Raw genomic sequence first — 10,998 nt, forward strand, 5'->3', positions numbered from 1 at the left:
ATATTTATTTAAAATGCTTTTTATGAAACAACCTCTTCTGAACTGGCAATCCAGAAGTTTGGCTGCCACGAGTCAAGCGAATTAAATCATGCTCACATGGAGGCGTCGCCAACCTGTAGGCTGAATTTCTGCCACTCCGAAAGAATAACGTCATATGGTAAATAAACGCTGATCCGATTACTTTTCTTTAGTTCGCCAAACTCAGGCTTCTCACCCACCCAGATCCCAACAGTGATACCGAGTACCGCACCATCCTTTCCATACACTGGCCCTCCAGACATACCTACGACGATGGGTGCATCGTTGATTGCGTATGACGCCTCATCAGCATCATCCGGTAATCTTAAGCGCAGCTCTTTGGCTACCCCTTCCCCCTGAACTCTCATCATCAGTGGACTGAATCCGACCGCCGTGACCTTTTCACCTTTAACAAAATTTCTCCATGTAGGGACCGTCCCATCGGCGCTGTGTTTAATAAAAGCTAAATCACAGCCAAGGCTGCAGGTGTGAACCAAATTCGGTATCAGCGGTATATGATTGACTGTCACGGCATAATCACTATTCCACTGTACAGCGTTAACCTGGAATAAATAAGGTAAAGGAAAACCGGAGCTGACAATAAAGTGCCCCTGATATAGGTGTTCGTGGGGAATGACTGTTGGGAGGCCGTTACAGCCGACCAACATCAACAAAGAAGCACAGCCTAAGAAAATGTGCATACCCCCCCCTCCTCCTGTGACAAATAAACGCCAGGAAGCCTTAAGCTTCGCCGCGTGCAGCGGATCCAAACGAAGCGCTGCGACACTCAAGACTAGAAGGAGGATTGGTAGCTCGCCAGTGGCGAAAGAACTAAATATCTAACGTTATTCGAAAACGTTCAGCTCGCCCCCTTAGAAGATGCATAAGCGCTCCATAACCCCACCGACTTCAAGATAGGTAACGCCCCCAACTAGACGACGCACGCGAGCAGTTCCACGGCAGCAAGGCCTCGTAATCTTCAGCGGTGGTCGCAAGTGGCAGCCGTTCTAATGCGTGGCGTATCCACACGTAGAGCTCTTAACCGTTGGCTTTGGCTTTGGCTTTGGCTTTGGCTTTGGCTGTCTAGACTTGGCTGTGTCGCTGAACAAGCAGTTCTTTCTTCCGATGACGAATGGCCGGACCGCACGTTCGGCAGCGTTGATGTCGATCAGCTAGTAGCCTTCCTCACAGTACCGCCCCAGTTTTTTACAGTCGTTTGCCAGATAGCCGATGGCTTTGCCCAAGGTGTTTTGAGACTTCACTTGCAGCTGCATCTTCTCATTCAGCTTTCTAACTAAGCCGGCACTGGCAAGCTCCGATCATGACGACCATTTGTACCATCGTCGTCGCCCGCGTCTTTCAGAACGCTCGACGCCATATAGCTTATTGATCAAGTTCAGCGCGATATCGGCGAGTCCCGACTTGCCCTTGGGTTGCACTTTTAGCGCTTCAACAAACTTGCGTCTTGCGTACGCCCTGCAGCCCGAACGCTCAACTCCGACCTGCGCGTTCAACGCGTCATATCCCGCGTAATCATCACGTAGCCTCAATAACCATCAAGCAGGCGCATTGGCACCACTGCACGCGGCTGGTGGAGCATTCAAAAAGGATCACTCGTTCATCTGCCGGGCCTACTGTTTGCAACCACATCCAGGACTGACTGCTTGGGTTTCGGTCTGGCTCTTTCAACACCTGTACCCGTGCTTCACCGCAGTGGACAACACGGCTGCCTAACAGGCATCGCGCATTAAATTCAACAGCGGCTGGAAGTATTTGCCGAACTGGATAACCCACCGTGCCAACGTCTGACGAAGGATATCGACGCCGTGACGGCCCAAGACTTTTTCGAAACGGTGAAGCGGCAGTCCATCCACGTACTTGGTGGTCAGCAGCATCGCCAGAACACTTTAGATGGCCATGCTTCTTTCATTCTACTAAGCCGGCTTTTCAACCGTGACCGGCGCCATCTCGCAGTCGAAGCAACCGTAAACTTTACGTACGTGTTTGATCACAGGGATTTGTATCGGCACGATTTCAAGTTACTCGCTGACCTCTTCGCCAATGGAATGTTTGCAGCAGCCGCAGACGCACGTCAGTTCATGTTCAAGAAGTTCGTGGATGACTTCGATACTTGGTAGATCAGCGGGCAGTGGCTTGCGTTTGCCGCGGCGCTTTGCTGGAGCGACAGCCTCTTCATCTGAGGCTTCATCAAAAGGCTAGACGACAATTCCTAGTTCGTTGAAGAGGCCTGCTACGGCGTTGCCGAATCAGCTGTTGGCTCGGACTTGCGCCTGAATAAGCGGAGACGTAATAACGCGTTTTCTTCTTCGAGAAACCCGCCCCTTGACTGCATCTGCTTAAGCAATTCAGGATCGTCGGCGAGGTTTACGGGCATTGAAATCATGTCATAGATTGAACCGAATTAAGCTACGAAACGCGGTGTCTAAACATGATGGGGACGGTTGCGCCTGAGGTCAAATCCATCGATCGTCCAGTTGAGTTCCTGGACCGTCCTCTACATCGTTGACGTCGGCCGATGTCTTGAATCGTACGGATTCGAGGGCTTGAGCCAAACGCAAAAGCCGTTGCGCTCCCAGTACAATATCTTCACTCGGTTGTGCGGCTTATTGAGGAAAACAAAAAGCACAGGATCGAATACTGCGACTTTAATATCCAGTTCGACCAGCGAAGCCAAGCCGTCGATAGATTTTCGGAAATCGACTGGCTTGGGGTACAGATACAATTTATCGACTTTAGCATACAGCCTTTGGGATCAGCTAAGCGGTTTGAATGTGGTGTTATGGAGCGGTTGCGAAGATGCGGCATGACGCCGTGGTGGTTTGTCGCATTCACACTCCTGCATCATAAGCCGCACTCGCTCGTCAACTGGCCATTGAATACAAACGCCTCACGGCCTTATCACCACTGAGAACCCGCCAGCCAACCCGTCAATGAGCCAGCTCCGGCATACTGTCGCAGAATCGCTTTATAGCCATCGAAACGCTGAGAAACCTCACCGACCTGGTTATTGTAGTGATCGTTCTCCGCAATCAGTACATCCAAAAGACTGCGTTTCCCCAAGTGATACCACTGCTCAAAAAATGCTAATCTGATGCGCTCAGACTCCAAAGTTAAATCACGATAAAGCTCAGCACGTCCCAGCAAAGTGCGCGCATCGTGATCTGCGGTACGGATCCGATACTCCAAATCCAAGCGTTGCTCCTCTGTTCGCTGCCGGCTCGACTCTGCACGCTGAAGTGCCGCTCGCTCGGATGCACGAGTAGAGCCTCCACGAAACGCAGCCCAAGTTAACGATAATGTGGTTTCCCAAGGCTGCTCTCGACCTAATCCATCCTGCGCGGTAGTTTTCCTGACAACCCAATTCAATTGCGGCAATGAGGAAGAGCGCACGACTTGCGCATCCAACTCAGCCGAATGAGCCTGTGCCTTACTCAAGTGAATAGAAGGATTGTCATCAACTTTGGACAACAATGTGTCGAGATCCGCAAAATGGATATTCCATTTGGGACTTTGCGGGAGCATTAATGGTCGATCACCTACGCGCTTGCGCAAATTGAGTTCAGTATCACGCACTTGGCTTTCGGCAGAATTCAACGCCGCTTTTGCCTGTAACAGACGTGCCTTTGCCTGTGTCAATTCGCTAAGCCTTCCCTTATCCACGGAAACAATTCCAGCAAGCATTCTGACCAGTTCATCCATGCGCTGCACAAACTGTTTGCTTATCTCGACGATAACACGTTGCTTGCCCAGCTCAACCATATTAGAGCTGACTTCATAGGCTGAGTTTTCCAGTTCGGCTTCAACACTAGAATTTGCGGCTCTGGATAAATACTTGCGGCTTTTAATGGTATTGCGAATCCGCCCCCAGTCATAAACAGGCGTAGTCACATTAAGGCTGACTCCGCCACCTCCCCCCGCGTCGTAATCTGCACCTGGACCGAATCTCGCTGACTTAGCTTGGGTACCGAGATCAACCTGTGGCATACGCTGCCCCTTCGCCTCGTCTATGTCCGCAAGTGACGCTTTATAGTCTGCCTGAGCGCGTTGGACCTGAGGACTACGCTCAAAAGCGGCCTGAACCGCCTGATAGAATATCGCGCGTAGCTCCTTTTCTGACGGTCCAACACCCCTCGTTCGACTAGGCCGGCTCCGTGAAGCTTTTGTTGCCAAAGCCGTAACACCATGCGCAACCGGGGCCTCTATGGTGTGCGGAGGAAGTTTCGATATCCCAGCGAAATCAAAAGCTTGAGCATTAGCGCTTACTGAACATAACTGAACAGACGATAGAGCCAATACTCGGCATCCCAGAGATAGAGATAAGACACGAGAACGCTGAGATGCACTGCTAGGCCAAGACCATGACCGAGACTGGTAGTTTATTTTCATAGTTATCGTTCCCGGAAAGCTTCACGCGCTTTGAGTACAGGCTTAAGCAGGTAGTCAAGAATTGTTTTTTCACCGGTACGAATTTCCACTGAAGCAATCATTCCCGGGATAATTGGCAATTTTTTTCCACCGGCACTCAGCTCACTACTCTCAGTCAATACCAATACCCGATAATAACTATCGCCCTCCTTCCGATTAGTTCCAGGCTTATCGTCATCTTTCAAGGTGTCCGGACTAACGTGTTCCACTCGTCCTTTGAGCCCCCCGTAAATCGCATAGTCATACGCTGTAATTTTTACTGTTGCAGGCAATCCAGGATGCAGAAATGCCACATCAGAAGGTTTGATTTTTCCTTCGACAAGTAACTGCTCCTCAAGCGGTACAATCTCCATAATGTGCTCACCTGGCTGAATAACTCCGCCAATAGTGTTAACTCGAACGTTCTTAACTGTTCCACGTACTGGCGCAGTTATTGTCGTACGATCTACTATATCAGCTCGACCTACCAAGTTTTCACTGATCTGGGAAAGCTCGAGCTCTGCCTTAGTCAGTTCAGAGTTAGCATCCGCTTGGAAACGGTTGATGCGTTCCACGATCTGCGACTTGATCTCGTTGGCTTGTCGCCGAATGCGCAATAGCTCTACTTCAGACATCAAACCCTTAGCAGCCAGCGGCTCCGCCATATTGACTTCCTTCTTAGACAAGGCGTAGCTGCGCTCCAGCGCACTCACACTTTCGTCTAAGGCGCGTTTGCGTGCGACATAAGCGCGAGTTTCCTGGGAAATTACCGCAGGATCCTGCTTCACAATGTCGTCGAACTCTAATGGTTGTCTGTACGCTTCGGAACGCAAGCGAGTGATCGTTGCCTTCAGACCAATAACTTTGGATAGAGCTTCGCGATAGCTCGACTGCGCACGGGTGGGATCAATACGCAGTAGTATTTGGCCCTTCTCAACAATATCCCCTGCGCTCACCTGCATCTCAGAAAGAATTCCGCCTTCGAGACTTTGAATCACTTGCTCTCGACTCCTAGAAATGATTTTCGCGTCGCCGCGGGTGATTTCCTCAACCCGCGCAAAGTGAGCCCAAACCAGTCCACCGATAAGTACGACGGCAATCAGATAAAGCATCAGTCTCGAACCAGGAGTGCCCTGAGTCAGTAAAGACTCTCGTACATCATTCATATAAGCAGCATCGCCAGGCGCTAAAGGAGTTGTAGAGCGTTCCTCACGATGAAAAATTTTACAGATCATCGACTGCTTCCTGGGGTGCCATTATTAACTCCTCGCCTTTGCCATTCTCTGCACTGGAACCCGCATCGAATTTTGAACGGGTATCATTTTTTACGTGTTTTTTTTCAGCCAACGCTGCCAGGATTTGCGCTTTAGGTCCATCAGCAATAATCTTTCCCCCGTCGACGACTACAATTCGCTCGACCAACTCCAGCAAGGAGGTTCGATGTGTTACCACCACGACCGTCTGACCTTCGATGGCACGTCTTAGATGCTGCAGAAAGACAACCTCTGTTTGGCTATCCATCGCACTGGTAGGCTCATCAAGTAGCAGCACCTGAGGGCGGGCGAGCAAGCTACGGGCTAATGACACCAATTGCCTCTGCCCCCCAGACAGACCTTCCCCCATTTCACCAATTGGCAAGTTAATGCCCTTCGGATGTTGCGCGGCGATATGGTCAAGTCCAGTCAGGCGAAGAACTCTTAAAAACTCGTCAGCGGTGGCGTGGGGGCGACCGATCATGACGTTTTCGCGCAATGATCCGTAAAAAAGCCGCGCATCTTGTCCAACGTATCCCACTAGCTTACGCCAGTCAGCTGGATCAATTTGATCCACGTCCAGACCATCACTGAAAAGTTGTCCGCTTACCGGCATGTAAAGGCGCGCCATTACCCTCAGCAGGGTTGATTTGCCACTGCCGATGCGGCCCACGAAAGCCACTCGCTCGCCAGCCTTAATGGACAGATTAATTCCCTGTAATACCGGAGGATTGGATTGCATGGGCGGTGCTGGATAAGCAAAGCCAACATCTTTAAGGCTCAGTTGTCCGGTAAGAGGTGGCTTAGCCAGGTATTCACGACTTACATCACGATCCACTGGCAAGCTCATCAATTTGTTCAGCGAGTTAAGTGCTGCCTTGGCCTGCTGAAAGCGTACAGCCAGACCAACCACTTGGCCCAGTGGGGCCGTAGCACGCCCAGCCAACATTACAGTGGCAATCATCGCGCCCATGGTGAGCTCACCAGCATCAATCAGGTAAACCCCGCAGATCACCAGCACAACCGTCTGCAGTTGCTGAAAAAAAGTAACTATTCCAGTCGCGATAGTGGATAGCTTGCGTGACTTCATTGAAGTAGCAGAGGCAAGCGCGCTGAACGCTTCCCAACGTCGCTGCATGAATGCTTCTCCGCTGACGGACTTGAGTGCTTCTAAGCCCTCGACAGTCTCGATCAACACTCCTTGCTTGAGGGATGTCTCGCGCAGGTTCTCCTGCATAGTGCGAGCAAGCGGCCACTGGATCATCACGCTAATAATCACGATCAAGGGGATTAACAACAGCGGCACAAATCCGAGTGCCCCCCCAATAGCAAAGATCACTCCGACGAACATTAAAACAAAAGGTAGGTCAGAGACGGCGGCCAAGGTCGCTGAAGTGGCGAAATCGCGCACGGATTCAAATTCGCGCAACTGGTTGGCAAATGAACCTGATGATGAGGGTTTATGCTCCATCCGAATCGATAGTGCTTGGCGAAATAGCATTGCCCCCAACAACAAATCAGCTTTCTTACCAGCCATATCTAGGAGGTGAGCACGGACATATCTAGCAACTGCCTCGAAGATCATGGCAACCGTCACACCAATACCCAACGACCATAATGTTACAAATGCTTGATTAGGAACCACGCGATCATACACATTCATGGTGAAAAAAATGCTCGCTAGAGCAAGTACGTTAATCAGTACTGCACCAATCGCCGCACTTCGGTAATACTGGCGGTATCGCCATAATGTGCTCACTAACCAATGCCCCGTCGGCTTAGGGAGTTGTGCCCCAGCACGCGCATCGATCTTGGCTCGTGGTTTGAGAAGGATGGCATAGTCTGCGTACAACTCATCCATCTCGGCCTGTCCGAGCTCAACTGCGTGCAAACTAACGTCGGGTAGGATCAGTTGGTAAAAGAAACAACGCTTGCCCCTTTCATCGGTTTCTTCACGTCGCCCCACCAATACCGCCCCCCCTTGCTCCTTTCGAAGCAAAATTATCGGCATCAGCTGCAATGGCAGAGCCTGAGCTCGCCTCTCGACCAGCCCGGCCGAAAACCCCGTATTCTCCAACGCTGCCAGTGCTAGTGAGGGAGACAACAGGCAGCCTTTTGGCAATCCTGCGGTTAAGGCCTCCGGTGTTTTGCCAAGGTCATAATAATCACAGACCCAAGAAACGCTCTCTAACAAAGAGTCCTGAATACTAGGCCGGTGCGGGGGTAGAATCTTAGTTTCCATGCTTGAGGCTACAGGCATGTCAATATCCATCGAAAAAATCCTGGGATGAGCAAGCGCGCGCCAAATGACAGGTCGCTGAAAGTGATACTTGCAAGTGATTTACGCAATTTGTGTAACGATGTGACAGGCACACCAATTCGAGAATTAAAGCTGGCACAGGATTTTGATGCGTTGGCGCAAGCGCCGGAACAAGAATTGTCTTAAAAATAACATGTAGATCGGGAATAATTATGCATACGCGTCTCACTACGCTATTCATGGGCAAATCATTTTTCGATTGAGCCTTCAAGTCCACGCGATTAGTTATTGTGTGGGAAACATTTGCGTTACTCGCTAAGGTTGCCATAACAGATATTGATCACAGGATCTCGGTGGCCACTGCTAGATGTGCGCATCAGAGTTGTGGAATACTCAGAAAACCAGATCCTCGTGCACCGTATCGGCGCGCTGCAATTCGATTAGTTGATTCTGAGTCTAGTTACAAAGCGAAGCCACATACCCCTAAATATAATTTTTAGGTTTGCACGCCTCTCTCCACGCTACGTATAGACTGACGAAGGGTTTCGTTTTTCCGCAAAATAATCAGACTACCTTTGAAAAGAGCCATTCCGCTGTTAAGCTATAGTCTCGATTAGTTCAATTACTCACTACAGAAAACTGTAATTGCTACAGATTTCGACTTAAGAAGAGCTAGACAGCACGTGCCGTCGCGCATAGGCAAGCTTAAAATATGACTCTAACTTATTACACCACACAATCATCGGCAATGTATCTCTACCCTAGCGTACTTGTAAAAAATAAATCTCGCCATCATAAAATATCGCCTGGCAAAGCTTGCTACTCTTTCCTTAGCAAAGTGGCTCACACTCGAGTTAAGCACCTAGAGTGTGGGCAACAGGTACAACACAAAAACGCACTGTAGCTATCAGGCAACAGACTCGCATGAAATTCTCGCTCAATATAAACATTAGCAACATCCCGCGGCGTGAACCACTCCGTACGTTTGGCCTGAATGGGCAGCTTCCGCCGCCCACCTTGGGAAGCCTCTTGATCAGTGGTCTAACGGATTCAGATTCACCCCAACCACCACTTGCTGATTGGTCCCACATTCTTGCACATTAGAAGCGCGGGAAAGGGTATGCCGCTGTTCTCGATGGGTAAATAACTCATGCTCGGCTTCGGCAATATGTACAGATTGAAGAGCCTTGTTATTACTTACGCGAAAAAAATAGGTTTTCCCCGCTTCTAGATCAATTTCAAAATCTTTATTGGCTTTACCTAAATAAAGAGGGACTTCATTCATAAACCCGCCTAACACGTGTTTTCCTGGTGCCAAGCAAAACCGGGTGTACCCTCCCAACAACAAGCTATTGTGAAACTTATGATCGACGTATATAAAAGCTGCTCCGCCCGGAGAATCAGGCTCAGTCTTGCGATAGTATATAACTTGCGATTGTTCGTGGGACGGTGCGACACCTGACTTATATTCGGCACCAAACGCTGCGGCCGAGGGAGCCGCACCCACATCAAAAGACAAGGGACCTACAAGGGCCGCTGTCAAAAACCCGAAAAGCAATTGTTTCTTTTGCTTTAACATAGAAAACTCCAACTTGGGCGTCGCAAAATAGCAACGCCCACACCAAAAGTGAGAATTACTTAATTAATTAGGCGACACAAAGGTAGCGCCTCACGAGAGTTAAATCAGGGCAGAAGCTATCTCATGCTGAAAAATCAACTCAGCATCTAGCCCTTGATGTTGGTAAACATCATAAACAACACCAGCCACCTTTATTTCCCCCATAGAATCCCAATCACTCAGCTCGGCACCTTCGGGCAGCAAGTCTTTGAGTTGGATATTTTCACATTCACCCTTCCCTACCAAGAACTGCATATGCCCGTCGTCAACAAGTAGATTCTTAGTCGCAGCATCCAGCATGTCCTCCAAAGTAAGCTTTTGCATTTGATCATCATCAAAAACAACTTTAGTCATGCTAGCACTCTGGTTTTCAGCGACAGCTCGTACACTAATATCGTGCTCACCATGGGAAGATTCGACATTTTTTTCAGTGGAAGCACTCTGCAAAATATGCTCTCCCGAAGCAATATCAGTCAAAGCATCTCTTACAATCTCATTACTGGAGATGCTGGAGATGCTGGAACCGCCCCATGTTACCTTTTCAAGAAGAAATCCATTGTCATTCAAAGGTTCATCACCAGCTACAATATCAAAACCGATAATTCTTTTACCAATAGGCACCTTATAATCGAACACTGAAAAACCATTATCTGTAACACTTAGTGTCGAATATTTAAGGGTTGCACCCCCCACCCCAATAATTCTTATTGTGGCAGGAGTAGTATGGAGCATTCCGTATTCAATATGCAGACTTTCCGCCACTCCAGGAAGCCGGAATTCGGACTCAGAATTTTTAGTAACTAGCAGCGCACCTTTGTGACCGGCAATCGAGTTCGACCCAACATAACTTCTTCCCGAGACAACCTTTACCTCTAGACCAGATCCGAATACCCGCTGCGCAAATACAGGAATAGTTTCGTCATGACCAAACCATTCTGAGCCAGAATAGAACTTTGAAACAGTAAAATCAAAACTTTTAGAAACGCCGCTAACATTACCTGCCTCATCCTTACTAAAAGCAGTAAGGCTATGCCCCCCTGTAATCAAGTCACTCTTTGGTGTGAATTTCCAGTTACCAGAATTGTCAGCCATTACGCTACCAATCTGTTTAGTTTTATCGTAAATAACTACTGTGCTATTAGCTTCCGCCTTACCACTGATGGTCGGCTTGGTGTCGTCGGTCACCGCACCCGGATACAAATTACCCTTAATAGGGCCTTGATCATCGTAGACGGTGTCAATCGTCGGCTTGTGCGGTGCCACTGTATCCACAATTACTACATAAGCATCGGACCGCGCGCCGACGTTACCAGCCTTGTCTTCATTAATGACCGTGAAACTGTGCTCACCGTTGTTCAGTGGACTTGGCGTGAAACTCCAGTTGCCTTTTCCATCCACTTCAACACTGCCCAGCAGGTTGTCTT

General features: G+C 49.2%; 8 protein-coding genes and 1 pseudogene. 1 reads left to right on the forward strand and 8 read right to left on the reverse strand.

The annotated features are described in order from the left end of the window. Positions 1 to 92: 92 nt before the first annotated feature. From ICA16_RS05445 to ICA16_RS05470, 6 genes and pseudogenes are all read right to left on the reverse strand, one after another. Positions 93 to 719: a serine protease gene (locus tag ICA16_RS05445; RefSeq protein WP_228734130.1), complete on the reverse strand. Its 627-nt coding sequence runs from the start codon at positions 717 to 719 to the stop codon at positions 93 to 95. 208 nt (positions 720 to 927) lie between these two features. Then, positions 928 to 2,422: pseudogene (gene tnpC / locus ICA16_RS05450) on the reverse strand (IS66 family transposase). A 111-nt stretch (positions 2,423 to 2,533) separates the two neighbouring features. After that, on the reverse strand, positions 2,534 to 2,761 hold the full coding sequence (tnpB, locus tag ICA16_RS05455) for an IS66 family insertion sequence element accessory protein TnpB (RefSeq protein ID WP_228734131.1): 228 nt from the start codon (positions 2,759 to 2,761) through the stop codon (positions 2,534 to 2,536). 176 nt (positions 2,762 to 2,937) lie between these two features. Beyond that, positions 2,938 to 4,425, reverse strand: coding sequence for a TolC family protein (locus ICA16_RS05460; protein WP_210700151.1), 1,488 nt, complete (start codon positions 4,423 to 4,425; stop codon positions 2,938 to 2,940). Positions 4,426 to 4,427: 2 nt separating this feature from the next. After that, positions 4,428 to 5,678: an HlyD family type I secretion periplasmic adaptor subunit gene (locus tag ICA16_RS05465; RefSeq protein ID WP_210700152.1), complete on the reverse strand. Its 1,251-nt coding sequence runs from the start codon at positions 5,676 to 5,678 to the stop codon at positions 4,428 to 4,430. Then, on the reverse strand, positions 5,668 to 7,968 hold the full coding sequence (locus tag ICA16_RS05470; RefSeq protein WP_210700153.1) for a type I secretion system permease/ATPase: 2,301 nt from the start codon (positions 7,966 to 7,968) through the stop codon (positions 5,668 to 5,670). Before ICA16_RS05470 ends, ICA16_RS05465 begins: the two co-directional genes overlap by 11 nt. 15 nt (positions 7,969 to 7,983) lie before the next feature. On the opposite strand from ICA16_RS05470, the gene ICA16_RS05475 reads away from it, so the two are divergent. Further along, a complete protein-coding gene (locus tag ICA16_RS05475; RefSeq protein WP_210700154.1) occupies positions 7,984 to 8,142 on the forward strand; it encodes a hypothetical protein in 159 nt (52 codons plus the stop codon). 847 nt (positions 8,143 to 8,989) lie between these two features. Here ICA16_RS05475 and ICA16_RS05480 read toward each other — a convergent pair. Together ICA16_RS05480 and ICA16_RS05485 are read right to left on the reverse strand one after the other, a co-directional pair. Continuing rightward, the gene (locus ICA16_RS05480) at positions 8,990 to 9,535 is read right to left on the reverse strand and encodes a hypothetical protein (protein ID WP_210700155.1); all 546 of its coding nucleotides are present in this window, start codon (positions 9,533 to 9,535) and stop codon (positions 8,990 to 8,992) included. A gap of 99 nt (positions 9,536 to 9,634) precedes the next feature. Next, positions 9,635 to 10,998 (reverse strand): Ig-like domain-containing protein (locus ICA16_RS05485; RefSeq protein ID WP_228734132.1); only part of this gene is annotated, 1,364 nt, incomplete at its 5' end.

This window comes from Pseudomonas anatoliensis (assembly GCF_017976235.1).
Taxonomy (GTDB): domain Bacteria; phylum Pseudomonadota; class Gammaproteobacteria; order Pseudomonadales; family Pseudomonadaceae; genus Aquipseudomonas; species Aquipseudomonas anatoliensis.

Coding starts and splice junctions, on each gene's coding strand:
- ICA16_RS05460 (WP_210700151.1), bottom strand. CDS start 4,425: ATGAAAATAAACTACCAGTCTCGGTCATGGTCTTGGCCTAGCAGTGCA.
- ICA16_RS05445 (WP_228734130.1), bottom strand. CDS start 719: ATGCACATTTTCTTAGGCTGTGCTTCTTTGTTGATGTTGGTCGGCTGT.
- ICA16_RS05475 (WP_210700154.1), top strand. CDS start 7,984: ATGAGCAAGCGCGCGCCAAATGACAGGTCGCTGAAAGTGATACTTGCA.
- ICA16_RS05470 (WP_210700153.1), bottom strand. CDS start 7,968: ATGGATATTGACATGCCTGTAGCCTCAAGCATGGAAACTAAGATTCTA.
- ICA16_RS05465 (WP_210700152.1), bottom strand. CDS start 5,678: ATGATCTGTAAAATTTTTCATCGTGAGGAACGCTCTACAACTCCTTTA.
- ICA16_RS05480 (WP_210700155.1), bottom strand. CDS start 9,535: ATGTTAAAGCAAAAGAAACAATTGCTTTTCGGGTTTTTGACAGCGGCC.